General features: G+C 44.9%; 16 protein-coding genes. 14 read left to right on the top strand and 2 right to left on the bottom strand.

The window, feature by feature from the left end; all coding sequences use genetic code 11:
• Nucleotides 1-76: 76 nt before the first annotated feature.
• From NST40_RS21520 to NST40_RS21465, 12 genes are all read left to right on the top strand, one after another.
• Complete coding sequence (locus NST40_RS21520) at nucleotides 77-238, top strand: hypothetical protein (RefSeq protein ID WP_169744788.1); 162 nt, start codon at nucleotides 77-79, stop codon at nucleotides 236-238.
• 192 nt (nucleotides 239-430) lie between these two features.
• Nucleotides 431-1600: a chorismate synthase gene (aroC, locus tag NST40_RS21515; protein ID WP_076134686.1), complete on the top strand. Its 1170-nt coding sequence runs from the start codon at nucleotides 431-433 to the stop codon at nucleotides 1598-1600.
• Nucleotides 1601-1602: 2 nt separating this feature from the next.
• A complete protein-coding gene (gene aroB, locus NST40_RS21510; protein ID WP_076276710.1) occupies nucleotides 1603-2706 on the top strand; it encodes a 3-dehydroquinate synthase in 1104 nt (367 codons plus the stop codon).
• Nucleotides 2700-3074, top strand: a complete 375-nt coding sequence (aroH, locus tag NST40_RS21505) for a chorismate mutase (RefSeq protein ID WP_076127508.1) — start codon at nucleotides 2700-2702, stop codon at nucleotides 3072-3074. The genes aroB and aroH overlap by 7 nt, the downstream gene beginning before the upstream one ends.
• A gap of 432 nt (nucleotides 3075-3506) precedes the next feature.
• Entirely contained in the window at nucleotides 3507-5072 is a 1566-nt protein-coding gene (gene trpE / locus NST40_RS21500) for an anthranilate synthase component I (protein ID WP_076127509.1), read from the top strand.
• A 41-nt stretch (nucleotides 5073-5113) separates the two neighbouring features.
• Nucleotides 5114-6154 carry an anthranilate phosphoribosyltransferase gene (trpD, locus tag NST40_RS21495; RefSeq protein ID WP_175618936.1) on the top strand — a complete coding sequence of 347 codons (1041 nt, stop codon included), beginning with the start codon at nucleotides 5114-5116 and terminating at the stop codon, nucleotides 6152-6154.
• Complete coding sequence (gene trpC / locus NST40_RS21490; RefSeq protein ID WP_076276711.1) at nucleotides 6144-6974, top strand: indole-3-glycerol phosphate synthase TrpC; 831 nt, start codon at nucleotides 6144-6146, stop codon at nucleotides 6972-6974. Before trpD ends, trpC begins: the two co-directional genes overlap by 11 nt.
• Nucleotides 6967-7644 carry a phosphoribosylanthranilate isomerase gene (locus NST40_RS21485; protein ID WP_076276712.1) on the top strand — a complete coding sequence of 226 codons (678 nt, stop codon included), beginning with the start codon at nucleotides 6967-6969 and terminating at the stop codon, nucleotides 7642-7644. The genes trpC and NST40_RS21485 overlap by 8 nt, the downstream gene beginning before the upstream one ends.
• The gene (gene trpB / locus NST40_RS21480; protein WP_076127515.1) at nucleotides 7641-8840 is read left to right on the top strand and encodes a tryptophan synthase subunit beta; all 1200 of its coding nucleotides are present in this window, start codon (nucleotides 7641-7643) and stop codon (nucleotides 8838-8840) included. Before NST40_RS21485 ends, trpB begins: the two co-directional genes overlap by 4 nt.
• Nucleotides 8837-9661, top strand: a complete 825-nt coding sequence (trpA, locus tag NST40_RS21475; protein WP_076127517.1) for a tryptophan synthase subunit alpha — start codon at nucleotides 8837-8839, stop codon at nucleotides 9659-9661. Before trpB ends, trpA begins: the two co-directional genes overlap by 4 nt.
• A gap of 60 nt (nucleotides 9662-9721) precedes the next feature.
• Complete coding sequence (gene hisC, locus NST40_RS21470) at nucleotides 9722-10819, top strand: histidinol-phosphate transaminase (RefSeq protein WP_076276734.1); 1098 nt, start codon at nucleotides 9722-9724, stop codon at nucleotides 10817-10819.
• 46 nt (nucleotides 10820-10865) lie between these two features.
• A complete protein-coding gene (locus tag NST40_RS21465) occupies nucleotides 10866-11960 on the top strand; it encodes a prephenate dehydrogenase (RefSeq protein WP_036676253.1) in 1095 nt (364 codons plus the stop codon).
• Between the two features lie 465 nt (nucleotides 11961-12425).
• Here the strand turns inward: NST40_RS21465 and NST40_RS21460 are convergent, their stop codons facing one another.
• Both NST40_RS21460 and NST40_RS21455 read right to left on the bottom strand, forming a co-directional pair.
• Nucleotides 12426-13730: an MFS transporter gene (locus NST40_RS21460; RefSeq protein ID WP_081398171.1), complete on the bottom strand. Its 1305-nt coding sequence runs from the start codon at nucleotides 13728-13730 to the stop codon at nucleotides 12426-12428.
• Between the two features lie 217 nt (nucleotides 13731-13947).
• A complete protein-coding gene (locus tag NST40_RS21455; RefSeq protein ID WP_038572428.1) occupies nucleotides 13948-14514 on the bottom strand; it encodes an XRE family transcriptional regulator in 567 nt (188 codons plus the stop codon).
• 193 nt (nucleotides 14515-14707) lie between these two features.
• Between NST40_RS21455 and NST40_RS21450 the strand changes: the two genes are divergently transcribed.
• Both NST40_RS21450 and NST40_RS21445 read left to right on the top strand, forming a co-directional pair.
• On the top strand, nucleotides 14708-14884 hold the full coding sequence (locus NST40_RS21450) for a hypothetical protein (RefSeq protein ID WP_179087006.1): 177 nt from the start codon (nucleotides 14708-14710) through the stop codon (nucleotides 14882-14884).
• A 553-nt stretch (nucleotides 14885-15437) separates the two neighbouring features.
• Complete coding sequence (locus NST40_RS21445; protein ID WP_036676255.1) at nucleotides 15438-16025, top strand: sigma-70 family RNA polymerase sigma factor; 588 nt, start codon at nucleotides 15438-15440, stop codon at nucleotides 16023-16025.
• Nucleotides 16026-16027: the final 2 nt, after the last annotated feature.

The following is a 16027-nucleotide window of genomic DNA, read 5'->3' as shown; positions in this document are numbered from 1 at the left end:
AAAGGTATACTTTCGCAAAAGTTCAGTGATACTGGATAGTAGAATCTGTACGCTAAGTGAAAGGAAAGTTAAACCGATGGACAAAAGCAAGGTCATTGCCGCGTACAAACGAGGCTTTATCACCGTTCGTGAGTGCGGGCAAATTCTCGGTGTGGAAGAAATGCAATTGGAGCGCCTTCTGCAGCTGGAAGAGCGTAAGTCTACATTCCCTCCACCAAGCCAGCGGCTCGGCAGCTAACAAACTGAGGACCCAGCCGAGGAGCGCCATTCATACTCTTAAGGGTATGGATGGCGCTTTTTATTTCGGTATACATACAGTGTTTCTAGGGAGATCCCTTTCTTGTCAAAGCGGATTCCCTATACTATAATGAGCAAAGATCATAGGATTTTAGCGGTTTACAGTTTAAAAGTATAAAAGGGGGAAGACATCATGAGTTTACGCTATTTAACAGCGGGGGAAACGCACGGCCCCCAGCTAACGGCTATTATTGAGGGATTGCCAAGTAATTTAACTTTGGATTTTGAAGAGCTTAACTTTCAATTGCATCGTCGACAAAAGGGATACGGACGTGGACGCCGCATGCAGATTGAAAAAGATACGGCACAAATTGTAGGTGGAGTACGTCACGGCTATACTACGGGTGCTCCGGTAGCCTTGGTAGTAGAGAACAAGGATTGGACTCACTGGAAGAATATTATGAATATTGAACCTATTCCAGGCAGTGATGAAGAAAAACGCCGGGTAAATCGGCCGCGCCCTGGACATGCAGATTTGAATGGTGGATTGAAGTACAATCATACGGATCTTCGCAACGTTCTGGAGCGCTCCAGTGCCCGCGAAACCGCAGCCAGAGTTGCATGTGGCGCTGTAGCCAGACAGCTGCTGGCAGCTTTTGGTGTGAAAGTAGCAGGTCAAGTCATTCGCATTGGTGAAATTGAGGCACCTGCAAATGATCTGCCTATCGATGAGCTGATTGAACGGACAGAACAGTCTTCTGTCAGAGTTGTCGACAAAGAAACGGAACAGAAAATGGAGGCTTACATAGATCAGATCAAGGAAGAGGGCGACTCCATCGGTGGAATCGTTGAATGTATCGTCGAAGGACTGCCCATTGGACTTGGCAGCTATGTACAGTCAGACCGGAAGCTGGACGGTGCGATCGCTGGGGCAGTGATGTCGATTAATGCCTTCAAAGGCGTTGAAATCGGCATTGGGTTTGAAGCAGGTAAATTGCGTGGATCGCAAGTCCATGATGAAATTATGTATGAAGCTTCTAAAGGATACTATCGCGCAAGCAATCGTTTAGGCGGTTTTGAAGGCGGGATGACGAATGGCATGCCGGTAGTGGTTCGTGGTGTTATGAAGCCTATTCCTACCTTGTATAAGCCACTTCAAAGTGTAGATATCGATACGAAAGAACCTTTTACAGCTCAAGTAGAACGTTCGGATGCATGTGCGGTTCCAGCGGCATGTGTGGTTTTGGAAAGCGTAGTGGCATGGGAAGTTGCCAAAGCATTTCTTGATAAATTCGGCGGGGATTCTCTCGAAGAAATTAAAGCGAACTATGAAAACTATCTTGCACAATTGGAGAGTTATTAATCATGCGTACAATCAATGTAGATTTGGGAGATCGTTCTTATCCAATCCACATCGGTAGTGGTCTGCTGCAGAACATTGGCCAGTACTGTGCTGAGGCTGGACTGTCCACTCGCAGCCCGCTACTGGTTGTGAGTGATAGTGAAGTAGCTCCACGGTATTTACCGGCGCTTGAAGAAGCTTTACGTCAGCAAGGTTATACCGTAGTCAGCCATATTATGCCGGCAGGGGAAGCATCCAAATCATTAACCGTGTATGAAGAGGTTATGACGACCGCGATTCAAGCGGGACTAGATCGTAACTCAGCGGTGTTGGCTTTAGGTGGCGGGGTTGTTGGTGATTTAGCTGGTTTTGTAGCAGCTACCTACATGCGCGGAATAGGATTTCTACAAATTCCAACGACGATTCTAGCCCATGACAGCAGCGTAGGCGGCAAAGTGGCTGTCAATCATCCACTTGCCAAAAATATGGTTGGTGCGTTCTATCAACCTTCGCTGGTGCTTTACGATTTGGATACCCTTCGCACGCTTCCGCCGCGCCAAGTCTCTTCTGGCTTAGCTGAAGTAGTGAAGCATGGTCTGATTAGTGACAAAGAATTTGCATATTGGTGCCGTGAACATGCTGATGAGCTGCTTGCTTTGAATGCTGAAGCTCTCGGCTATGCCCTTGAGCGCGGTTGTGCGATCAAAGCTCATGTCGTGGCGAACGATGAACGTGAGCATGGACTTCGGGCGATCCTGAATTTAGGCCATACGATCGGCCATGCTATTGAAGCGGTTGGCGGATACGGTGTGTTTTTGCACGGTGAAGCGATTGCGATTGGTATGGCGGGTTCGGCGCTGCTGGCTGTAAAGCTTGGACGTGACCGATCCATCTATGAGGATACAGTATCTATGTTATCTGCACTTTCACTGCCTATACAGCTTCCTTCTGAATATGATGAAGAGGAGCTAATGGAAGCAATGATGCATGATAAGAAATTCAAAGAAGGCAGAATGACTTTTATTGTGCCTGATGCCATAGGAGTAGTTAGTATTGTAAACGATGTACAGGAATCGCTTGTGCGAGAGGTTCTGGCAGAGCTTAAAAAGGAGGGGAAACCGTGGTAAATCGAGGGATTCGCGGAGCAACTACCGTGATTAATAACGAAGAAACAGAGATTTTGCGTGAAACCGTTGTGCTGCTGCGGGAGATCGTTGAACGCAATAATGTTATAGCTGAGGATATTAGCAATGTATGGATTACGATGACCAATGATCTGGATGCTACTTTTCCGGCAAGAGCCATTCGTGAGATTGAGGGCTGGGAAATGGTGCCGCTTATGTGTTCAACCGAGATCCCGGTCAAAGGCAGCCTGCCGATGTGTATCCGGTTAATGGTGCAGTTTAATACGGATAAATCACAGCGTGAGATCCGCCATGTGTATCTGAATGAAGCTCAGAAGCTTCGTCCGGATTTGTCGCAGAGTAAGTCTTAAATTTGAGTTGTGGGTTGTCAATGACCCTTGTCATCATGTATAGTGTAATTAGCCGAGTATAGAAGAGTTTAGTTGAGTTGAGATGAGTATAGTTGAGCAGAGTGCAAGAAATTTTTGCGAATATAAGAAAGTATAAGCTTTGTTCTATACATTCTTATATTTCACGCATATACGCTTACCGTCCTTATAAGGATGCTGAAGACGTTTATGCCTGATTAGCAGTTTTTGTGTACGCAGAGTCTTTATTTTGATATATACTGGAGTGTTATTTCACATCCGTGATGTATCTTATTTAGAGATAAGTCTGTAGGCACAACATAACGATGCTGATCATTGCTCAAAAACATATACTTACTTACACAAACCCTCTACTTTGGTAGAGGGTTTTTCTGTGTTTCGGAAAGATTTATATAACCAAGGGGGCATCTAAAAATGACGAATCCGAGTGTTCAAGAGGTGGTAAAGCTGTCGCAGGATTATAATCTGATTCCTGTTGTGAAGCGGCTGCTGGCTGATATGGAAACACCTATCCGGTTATTCCAACGTTTTGCTGAACGTGACCGCGCGTTCTTACTAGAAAGTGTAGAGGGTGGCAAACAATGGGCCCGGTATTCGTTCATCGGCAGCGATCCCTTTTTAATGATATCGGGAAAAAAGGGTGCGATTAACGTAGAGATCGACGGTAAGAAAAAACAGCTGCATGGAAAGCCGATTGAGGAGCTTAAGGCGCTGCTTCGTTCATACCGTAGCCCTAAGCTGGATGAGATGCCGCCATTTACTGGAGGAGCGATCGGATTTTTTGGATATGATCTGCTGCAATATTATGAGAAGCTTCCTGAGCATCCAGTAGATGATCTCCAAATGGATGATATCCGGTTTATGTTCTGTGATCGCATCATTGTTTTTGATCATGTGAAACAACAAATTCTCCTAGTTGGCAACCTGCATGTTAAAGACGGTGATACGGACTCAGATATCAAATCCAATTACGAAAGCTTAAGTCGTAAGCTTGAGGATATGGCCGAAGAGCTGCAGAAGGAAGGGCCTAAGGAAAATGTGAACCGCCGCAGCATTCCGCAGGATATTGAGCTGGGTGAGATTCATTCCAACCTGACTAAAGAACAATATATCAACAACGTAGAACAAGCGAAGGAATACATTCGGGCTGGCGATATTTTTCAAGTGGTGTTGTCGCAGCGCCTGCATATTGAAACGGAAGTTTCTCCACTGCATGTATACCGGATGCTCAGGACGCTTAACCCATCTCCATATATGTATTATTTGAAAATGGATGAAGAGATTATTGTTGGAACCTCACCGGAAGCGCTCGTAAAGGTAGATGGAAACCGTGTGGAGACACGGCCGATTGCCGGAACAAGACCAAGAGGTGAAAGTGAAGCTTCGGATCGTGCTTACGCCGCGGAGCTGCTGGAGGATGAAAAAGAACGTGCAGAGCATTTGATGCTAGTTGATCTAGGTCGTAATGATTTAGGAAGAGTGTCCAAATTCGGTTCTGTAAAATGTGATTCCTTTATGGAAATTGAAAGATACTCTCATGTCATGCATATGGTTTCGAATGTGTCAGGCACGCTTAGCGAGGATAAAGATTTCTTTGATGCCTTTCTCTCCTGTCTGCCAGCCGGTACTGTCTCAGGAGCACCTAAGCTACGGGCAATGGAGATTATTGCTGAATTGGAGCGAGAAGCCCGTGGTGCTTATGCGGGGGCGATTGGATATTTGGGATTCTCGGGAAATATGGATTCATGTATCACCATCCGTACAATCATCTTCCGTAAGGGCAGAGCATATGTGCAGGCTGGAGCGGGTATCGTTTGGGACTCAGTTCCGGAGAAAGAGTATGAAGAGACGGTGAATAAAGCGAAGGGCATGCTAAAAGCTATTCGTATGGCAGAGGCTATGTTCCCACCCGAGATAAAAGAGAAACAAGTCATCAATCAAGATTACATGTACGCATATACCCCTGAACAGGTGGTTTGATTAATAAAAAAGATTACATTAAGGCTGGGAGGATGAACATTATGGATGCAACAAAATTGATACAATCAGGAATCGCTGGACTAATCGAAGGCAAAAGTCTGACACGTGTAGAAGCACGGGATATAATGGGCGCAATCATGCTGGGAGAGGCTTCACAGGCACAAATCGGATCACTGCTAACCGCTTTACGGATTAAGGGAGAGACCGTGGAGGAGATTACGGGGTTTGCGGAAGCCATGAGAGGTTTCGGCACACCTGTCCTTACTGAAAAAGCGCGTCTGCTAGATACATGTGGTACGGGCGGTTCCGGCATCCATAAGTTTAATATTTCTACCGCCTCAGCGATTATTTCATCAGCGGCTTCGGTACGAGTTGCCAAACATGGCAACCGCTCAGCTTCCGGTAGAGCAGGAAGTGCAGATGTACTTGAAGCTTTGGGCGTCAACATTCATCTGAATGCGGATCAGGCTCGGGAATGCTTGGATCGAATCGGCATTTGTTTTTTATTCGCACAAATCTATCATCCTTCGATGCGGCATGCGGCAGCACCGCGTAAAGAGCTTGGAGTGCGGACGATTTTTAATATGCTTGGTCCGCTTACGAATCCCGCTGGTGCTGACCGTCAGCTGCTGGGGATTTATGATCGGAATAAGACAGAGACGGTGGCTAATGTACTGAAGGAGCTGGGGTCCAAGCGTGCGATGGTTGTTAGCAGCTTGGATGGTCTGGATGAAATCAGCATCTCGGCCCCTACATTAGTGTCTGAGCTAAAAGAGGGCATCGTAACCACGTATGAGGTAACGCCAGAGGCATTAGGTCTTAACAGACATCCATTGGAAGCTGTGCTGGGTGGAGATGCAGCTGAAAATGCGGCGATTATTACCTCGGTCCTTCAAGGGCAGATGAATCCTTATCGCGATATCGTTCTTGCTAACGCCGGAGCCTGTATATATGTTGCTGGTCTGGCAGATACCATGGCCGGAGGCGTAGAGAGAGCAAAAGAAGTAGTGGATTCAGGCAAGGCACTATCCAAGCTTAATCAGCTTGTAGCTATGACGGAGGAACTTAATTATGTATCTTGATAAAATTGTCGCGACTAAGATTAAAGAGGTTGAACTGCTCAGTAAAAACTTTTCGCTGGCACAAGCAGAGCGTGATATTGCGCTTCTTCCGGCAACAAGAGGCTTTCGTAAGGCTCTGACCCAAGGGAAGAACAGAGATATGGGCTTGATTGCTGAGGTGAAGAAGGCTTCTCCTTCCAAAGGGTTGATCCGTGAGGATTTTGATCCTGTTTCCATTGCAAAAGGGTATGAAGCTGGAGGTGCAGATTGCTTATCTGTTCTGACGGACACAGAATATTTCCAGGGCAGCGCAGCTTATCTGCAGCAAGTGAAGGAAGCTGTAAATCTGCCGCTGCTTCGCAAAGATTTTATTATCGATGAGAAGCAGATCTACGAAGCACGTCTTCTCGGAGCGGATGCCGTGTTGTTAATCGTCGCTATTTTGACACCGGCACAACTATCTCATTTTATAGATATAGCTTCAGGGCTTGGATTGGATATCTTGATTGAGGTGCATGACCGAAATGAACTGGCGGTTGTACTGAGCACAGAAAAGATAACCCAACCTAACGTCCTGCTAGGAATTAATAACCGTAATCTACGTACCTTTGAGACCTCTTTGGAGACAACAGCCGAGCTGGCAGCTCTTGTGCCGCAAGGTGTTCCAGTGATCAGCGAAAGTGGAATTTCCGGGTCAACAGACATCGACTACTTAAGAACTACTGGTGCTCACGGAGTGCTCGTTGGGGAGTATCTAATGCGTCAAGCTAACGTAGAGGATGCGGTTAACGGTTTGCTCGGTGAGCTTCCTAATGGAAAGGACCGTGTACGGCATGGCTGAGACATTAGTAAAAATCTGTGGACTTCAGGACGTTGAAGTGCTAAAATCTATGTTACACTTACCACTAGATTATATCGGATTTGTTTTTGCACCTAGCCGCCGGAAGGTATCCATAGAGCGTGCTGCCGAACTGATTGCAGAGCTTCCAAATTGGAAGACTGGTGAAATTCCTAAGGCTGCCGGGGTTTTTGTTAATCCGGAGCTGGATGAGTTGAACGAATTGCTGTCTGTGGTGCATTTAGATGTAATTCAGCTTCATGGACAGGAGAGTCCAGCTTTTTGCCAGCAGGTTCGCCGAGCTTATCCACAGGTTCAGGTATGGAAGGCACTGTCCGTTGCGGATCAAGAGCGGGATAAAGCTGAAAATGAATATAGCTTGGAAGATTACGCAGCTGCAGTAGATGCGGTTTTATTAGATACTTATGATCCATTGCAGAGTGGCGGCTCCGGCCGAACGTTCGCTTGGAATAAATTACCTGCTTACCAAGAAATTGCAGTACAACATGACTTGCCCTTGTTTGTGGCTGGAGGGCTTCATTCAGATAATGTTGGTGAATTGCTTGATACCTATGCCCCGTATGGGGTAGACGTGTCGAGTGGAGTAGAGACTGACGGCATTAAGGATATTCAAAAAATGACAGCTTTTGTGGAAAGGGTGAAGCAATCATGATACAAGTACCGGACCAGCATGGACGTTTCGGTTCATTCGGAGGCCGCTTCGTGCCCGAGACTTTGATGAATGCATTGATTGAGTTGGAGGAGGCTTACCGTAAGTTTTCGGCAGATCCAGCTTTTCAGGAAGAAATAGATTATCTATTAAAGCAGTATTCCGGACGGGAGACCCCGCTGTATTATGCGGAGCGTCTGAGCAAACATCTGGGAGAAGCTAAAATATATCTGAAGCGTGAAGATTTGAATCATACAGGTGCCCATAAGATTAACAATGCGATTGGTCAAGGGATTTTGGCCAAAATGATGGGAAAAACGAAGGTAATCGCTGAGACGGGTGCGGGTCAACATGGTGTAGCCACAGCTACAGTTGCAGCTTTGCTAGGTATGGAATGTAAGGTGTTTATGGGGGAAGAGGATACACGTCGCCAGGCCCTTAACGTATTCCGGATGAAGCTGCTTGGTGCAGAAGTGATTCCCGTTACTTCCGGATCGCGTACTTTAAAAGATGCCGGCAACGAAGCGCTTCGCTACTGGGTTAGCAATGTAGACGATACCTTCTATATATTGGGTTCAGCTGTAGGACCACATCCTTATCCGATGATGGTCCGTAACTTTCAGCGGGTTATTGGGGATGAAACACGGCGCCAGATTCTGGAGGCTGAAGGAAGGCTGCCGGATGTGCTCGTAGCTGCTGTAGGCGGTGGCAGTAATGCCATCGGTATGTTCTATCCATTTGTTGAGGATGAAAATGTCGGTATGATTGGTGTAGAGGCGGCTGGTAAAGGCATTGATACCCCTTTTCATGCGGCAACAATGAGTAAAGGAACTCATGGCGTATTCCAGGGATCGATGAGTTATCTCCTGCAGGATGAGCATGGACAAGTAACAGAAGCACATTCCATCTCCGCAGGCCTGGATTATCCTGGTGTGGGTCCTGAACACTCCTATCTAAAAGATATCGAACGCGCAAAATATGTCCCGATTACAGATGCAGAGGCGCTAGATGCACTGAAGCTGCTATGTGTAACGGAAGGCATTATTCCAGCGTTAGAATCGGCGCATGCGATAGCACATGTTGTAAAAATGGGTCCAACCCTTACTAAGGATGACATTGTTGTCATCTGCCTGTCAGGCCGGGGAGACAAAGACGTAGAATCCATTATGGCGTATACAGAAGGGAAGGGAACTGAATGACAACCCAAACTACAAACCGGATGGATTTGGTATTCCGGAAGCTAAAAGCTGAGAACCGGACCGCATTGATTCCTTTTCTGACTGTTGGAGATCCGGATTTGGAGACTACTCTTGCCATCATCACTGAACTGGAGACAGCAGGGGCAGATATTCTGGAGCTTGGAGTACCATACTCTGATCCGCTTGCAGACGGCCCTGTAATTCAGCGAGCATCTGCCCGGGCACTGCGGGGTGAAGTTCACCTGCGCACTTGCATGGAGACCGCGTTAAAGGCTCGTGAAGCCGGCAGCAGTTTGCCATTTATCTTGTTTTCTTATTACAATCCTATCCTGCAAATGGGTCTAGATACGTTTTTTGCTGATCTGAACAAGCATGAAATTAGCGGACTTATTATCCCGGATCTTCCCGTTGAGGAATCAGCGGAGATGCGGCGCCGTAGTGATGAAGTTGGAGTCAACCTCATTCCTTTAGTTGCACCAACCTCAAGCGAACGTATTGCAAAGATTGTATCCGGTGCGAGCGGTTTTATCTATTGTGTATCTTCATTAGGGGTGACTGGAGAAAGATCCTCTTTCCATGCGGATGTAGAAGCCTTTATTGATTCCGTTCGTCAAGCTACGGATCTGCCAGTGGCTGTAGGATTTGGGATCTCTACTGGCGAACAGGTTGCCCGTTTTGCTCAGATTTGCGATGGTGTTGTAGTAGGGAGTGCCATTGTCCGCAAAATAGAAGAGGTAATCCCGTTGCTCGATCATCCTGCTACGCGGAATGAGGGACTGTTGCAAATTCGAGAATTTGTGGCACAATTAAAAAGACCATAACAGTGTCATTCTGACCTGTGTATAGTGGAGTAATCAACTATGGAGAGCGAGGACTATTGTATGAATCCAAAACCGAATATAGTTAATCTCCCTGTCTACAAACCAGGGAAACCTATAGACGAAGTCAAGAAGGAGCTTGGCTTAAGTGAGGTTATTAAGCTTGCATCCAATGAGAACCCGTATGGAGCTTCACCGAGTGCAAAAGAAGCAATTCTAGCAGAACTTGAGAATCTTTATCTTTATCCGGACGGCTCAGCCGTTGAATTGACTTCAGCACTTTCCAGCCGTCTTGGCGTGAATAACGACAATATTATTTTTGGCTGTGGCTCAGATGAGATTATTGCACTTATTGCTCGTGCCTTTTTCTTACCGGGTGATGAGACAATCATGGCGGACCAAACCTTCTCCGTGTATAAGAGTAACGCAGACATCGAAAGTGCGGTATCTATTGAGGTGCCGCTTGTAAAAGGTACACATGATCTGGATGGGATGCTGGCCCGTGTAACGGACCGCACTAAGGTTATCTGGATCTGTAATCCGAATAACCCAACAGGTACGATTGTTCCAGAGGAAGCTTTGGTTTCTTTCCTGGATGCTGTGCCTTCCAATGTAATGGTTGTCCTTGATGAGGCATACTGTGAGTATGTAACAGATCTTTCATACTCCAATGGCATCCAGTTACTGACTCGTTACAAGAATCTGGTTGTGCTCCGCACATTCTCTAAAATTTATGGCTTAGCTGCATTGCGTATTGGATACGGTGTTGCGAGTCCTGAGATCATTTCGTTGATCAACAAGGTACGTGAGCCTTTTAATACCTCACGGCTTGCTCAAGCTGCAGCTCTTGCTGCTTTGAATGATCAAGATTACGTACAGGAATGTCGTCGTCTTAATAGCGCGGGTATTGTCCAATTGCAAGGTGAATTCAAACGTCTGGGCCTAGAATCCTTCCCGGCACACGGGAACTTCATCATGGTAGATGTTCGAAAGCCTGCTACAGAGGTCTTTGATGCTTTGATGCGTAAAGGAATCATCGTAAGAGCGGGTCATCAGGTTTATCCGACTTATATTCGGGTTACTGTGGGCTCGGCTGAGCAGAACACGGCTTTTATCACCGCGCTGGAACAAACTCTTATAGAGAGTGGAGTACGCGCCTAGTAATAACAGCAAGTCAAGACTAAAGAAGGCAGGTAGTTCAAAGAACATGACGACAAAAATAGCAATATTCGGTGTCGGTCTGATCGGAGGCTCACTGGCCCTTTGCTTTAAAGGCAAGGAGGGCCTGACCGTCGTTGGCCATGCCCACCGTCCTGAATCCGCGAGTAAGTATATTAGCAGAGGTGTGGTCGATAGTGCCACATTGTCTGTGGAGGAAGCGGCAATCGATGCCGATTTCATTTTTTTATGTGTGCCGGTGGGTATGCTAGAGGATTATTTGCAGCAGTTAAGCAAATTGCCGCTCAAGCCCGGCTGCATCATTACAGATGTTGGAAGTACGAAAGCTAGTATTGCCGCATGCGCGGTCTCTTTGGATATTCCTGGAGTACATTTTATCGGCGGTCACCCTATGGCAGGATCAGAGCGTTCAGGTGTTGAGGCAGCTTCATCGCTGTTGTTTGAGAATGCCTATTACGTATTAACGCCTCCACCGGGAGTGCCAGACGAGGCTTATCATGCGTTGGAATCCTTACTCCACCTTACTAGAGCGCAGATTGTACGCCTTAATCCAGAACGTCATGATGAGATTGTAGGCGCCATTAGTCATTTGCCACATATTATTGCCGTTGCGCTGGTAAATCAGATTAAAGCTTATGATGATACTGACTCCTTGTATAGTACGTTAGCTGCAGGAGGCTTTCGGGATATTACACGGATTGCGTCCAGTGATCCAATTATTTGGCGTGATATCTTGTTAAACAATCGTTCAGTGATGCTTCGTTTGTTGAAGGATTGGAACGAGGAAGTTTCTTCTTTTGTTCGTTTGCTGGAAAGTGAAGATGGTGTAGGGATTGAAGAGGCATTTCATGAAGCCAATGGCTTCCGTAGTCAGTTGCCTGAACGGCGTAAAGGTATGATAGCACCTTTATTTGACCTACATATTGATGTACCGGATCATCCGGGGATTATCGGTCGTATTGCTACAGAGCTGGGGGATCAAGGAATTAACCTTAGCAACGTACAAATTATCGAAAGCCGTGAAGATGTGCCGGGGATTATGCGTCTCTCTTTCCGTCAGGAGAACGATATGGAGCGGGCGAAGATCCTGTTGCAGCATCATGATTATACGGTATACGTGTAGTATTAAGGTTCGTTCGGGTTCATTTTCAAATCATAAAAAACAGTAAAATAGCGATTCTCATGTGAATAGAGAATCGCTATTTTTTTTGTTTTTTGGGTTATTGGATGCTTATTTCAACATGCCGTCAGTATCGTCATCGGCATCTGTACCACCATAAGTACCACCATAAGTACCACCATAAGTACCACCTAGTACTTACGGACCCTAATGACGTTATTTGCTCGTTTTTTGCCTTTGAAGCAGTCTTTCGGACTCCACAGACGCTATTTCACATAAAGAGGCTTATATTGGGTGTTTTTCGTGCCAATAGCTGCTATGCGGTCCGTTAGCATCCCAAATGCGGATTAATGCTGCATTTAGGTCAACTGTGTCCGATAGCGACTTCGTACAAGCTAAATGTTTATTGGATCAACGAAGAAAAGAAAGGAGTGCCGCAAAATGCTTCCGGATTTATACCCGCGGACTCTAATTTAGGTTTGGTTTGTTGCAACTGTTCCCAAACTCGCTTTCTTCATTCTGATCAGTATTTCTTCCATGAAATTCTCTGGTACTTGAGTTTATTTCGTCGTAACTATTTCGACTACCTACAAAACGATTTCTTGCTGCTCCTAGACCGACAATAAAGAGTAAGACCGAAGCTCCAAGCAGTATGAAAAGTGGCACGTTCCAACTATTTGTCGTGTCATGCAAATATCCGATAAGGGCAGGACCAATTGCGGCAAGCAGATATCCGATCGATTGCGCCATACCAGACAGTTCCGCTGCTTGATGCGCATTTTTAGTACGTAAACCGAAAAACATCATGGACAAGCTAAAGGCGCAGCCTCCACCAATTCCGAGTATGATGATCCACAACAGAATGATATTGGAGCTTCCGTAAAGCAGTCCGAGCGTTCCCGTCAAAAGTAAAATGGTTGTAATGAACACTAACGAACGTTGATTTGACATTCGCCCTGCAATAACGGGGACAATAAAGGTAAATGGAAGCAGCGCTAACTGCATTATTGAGAGGTACCATCCTGATTGGCCTGAGTCAATGCCTGGCTGTTTTAAAATTTCAGGCAACCATGCGATTAGCACATAGAAAATCATGGACTGCATCCCCATAAACAAGGTTACTTGCCAGGCAAGAGGGGAACGCCAAACCTTCACATCATTGCCGGCCATCTGTTGACTCGTCGAGGCTGTTTGCTTCGTATGCTTCCTTAATTGAGGCAACCAGCAGAGGATCGATACAAAGCTTAGGATCCCCCAAATTCCCAATGCACCCTGCCATTTTAAACCAGCGTTTGCAGCTAGCGGTACACTGATTCCCGATGCGATCGCTCCAGATAAACTCATTGAAATTGCAAATACACCAGTCATGGCACCGATTTTATTAGGGAAATCACGTTTGATTAAACTCGGCATTAATACATTACAAACGGCAATTGCAAATCCAAGAATTGCAGTTCCAATATACAGATTTGCAGCCCCAGATAAAGAACGTATTACAATTCCAACAGTCAAAAAGATCAGGGCAAACAAAATTAAAAGTTCAACTCCATACCTACGTCCTAGTTTTGGTACTAGAGGCGATAATAAAGCAAAGGTAAGTAAAGGTACCGTTGTGATCAAGCCTGCTAAAGTATTGGAAATATGAACGTCACCCCTAATGAGACCCACTAAAGGACCGACCGAGGTTAAGGGAGCACGTAAATTTGCGGCAATAATAATAATGCCGAGTAGTAGCAGCCCTAAAGATGATGGTACGAATTTTTTATTCGGCATTCTTCATTTTCCCTCCCAGAATTAATGCGTACTAATATCCGCGCGGACAATGAAAGTATAGTATAATATATTAAATTTAACAATAAGTATTTTAAAGTTTACTTTATTGAGATGGTTCTATAACTTGAAATGCTTATATTAGATAAAAAAATACAACTCAGAGTTTCCATTTAGAATGGAATACTGAGTTGCATGTAATAGGTGAAATTTTCGACTTTTAGAAACCATATTTTAAGGAGATATGGAGCACTGTTTCGCTATTCGTATGATTGGTATAAGAGTGAGGGCGATCTGCACGAAAACTGATCGTATCATATTGATTCAATGTGTACATTTCTCCATCGACTCGTATTTCAATGGAACCAGTCATTACTGTCGCAATTTCAGTTGTATTCACATGATGACCTTCAGGGTGATACGAACTATTTGGCTGTAAGTAAGCCCGACACATTTCAATATCGTTGCTTACATTTTTAAAGACGGGTTCTATGATCCAATTCTTTTGATCATTAGAAAACCGAAGACCTTCGCCTGCTCGATACAAACTAACAGGGTCTTCAGATTTGAACAAAGCTAATAGGGGCAAAGATATGCCTTTTGAAATTTTCCATATTATTGCCAAAGTTGGATTTGTCTCGCCACGTTCGATATTCCCCAGAGTAAGTTTACTTACGCCCGTTAATTCCGCTAAGTCATCTAAGCTCATGTTTTTTTCTTTTCTGTACTTTTTCAAGGCACCGCCGATTTGTAGTACCAGTTGTTTTGATTCATCGATTTCATCCATTTCAAATTCACCTCAACAAATAACTTTATAGCTAGTATATTGTTTATCCTGACTCTTTTCCATACGATTAGGATTAGAGGGTGGATTACACACGCAGCTATGCAAATGACGTCTATGTAACGAACCTGCCCGTAGGCTTATCACCTTCCCCGGTTTAATCCTTTATTTTTGCAAAAGGAGGGATAACAATGGGGTGAGCGCAGAGGAGTCTATATTTGTAGGTGATCATCCAATGAATGGCGTACAAGCGAGCCGTAACGCAGGGCTGCAAGCCATTGGGAAACGTAATGAGCAGATATCTCTTCAAGTGGACGTAGACGGGGTAATAGATGATTGTGGGGATTTGTGGAAGCTAATTCGCTCGCTATAGTAAAAATAATCTAATATAGATCATCTAAAAAAAGGTAGAGCGCTTTCAGGACAAAAAAAGACCGCTTACAAAGTAAGCGGCTACAGTTCACAATAAATTGGAACCGTTAAGTATTGGATAGGAGTGGAGAGAAACCATACTGTACTTTTATTATATGTATACGTTTACATTTTGTCAACAGTTTTTAAAAATTGATAAATGTGTTATTTTTAAAGCCGGATTCTAAGTCAGAAATCCAATGTCGGGTCTTGCTGGCGAGTCGACCTATCTAAAGTCTATTAATGTCATCCTATGAGAATATGTGGTACAATAGAGCAGGTATGTTTCTAGATTCGTTTCTATATTTATGTAAAATTAGAAGTATGCCTTATTTCTTTTTGTCTTCTTCATATACATCATGCCTTAATTATCGGGTAGTTGAATATACATAGGTGTATTTCATAAAAAAACTAAAAATTTGCAGTAACACCGCAACTTTTAAAGCCCAAACCGGTATAATAAGTACGGACCGGATGGGAAAAGACGTGCAAGGGCGAGGAGGGCCAATCTCACCATGACGGATTCCCAGTTGATCCAGCAAATCAAACAAGGAAACACGGAATTATATTCAGAATTAATGCGTCGTTATCAACGTAAAATACTAGCATTTGTATATCATATGCTTAGAAATTCACATATGGAGCTTATCGCAGAGGACCTTTGTTCGGAGACCTTCTACAAGGCATTTCGTAGCTTGCATTCCTTTCGAGAGGTAGATGCTTCATTCTCAACATGGCTGTACACTATCGCCCGCAACACTGTTCTAAGTGAGCTTCGCAAGAACCGTGCCGGTAATGTATCTCTGGAAGAGAGTGGATATACACCAGTAGCACCGTTTGAAGTTGCACCCGAGCAGGCTGCATTGCGCAATGAACGGATGAATTTGGTCCGTGAGGCGATAAATAATCTTCCCGAAAAACAACGCTCTGCACTTATCCTACGTGAATATGATCAAATGGACTATCAAGAAATCGCAGAAATTTTAGATCAGAGTGTAAGCTCAGTGAAATCATTATTGTTTCGTGCCAGGAGTAGTGTGAAGCTTCAACTCGAATCCTATTTCAATGAGCCTGAAGTTGAAGAGCAGGTTGAGAGGGTGTAAGG

Origin of the sequence: Paenibacillus sp. FSL R10-2778 (assembly GCF_038593035.1) — a bacterium.
GTDB classification, from domain to species: Bacteria; Bacillota; Bacilli; order Paenibacillales; family Paenibacillaceae; genus Paenibacillus_AQ; species Paenibacillus_AQ odorifer.
This window is presented reverse-complemented; position numbering and strand designations above follow the sequence as displayed.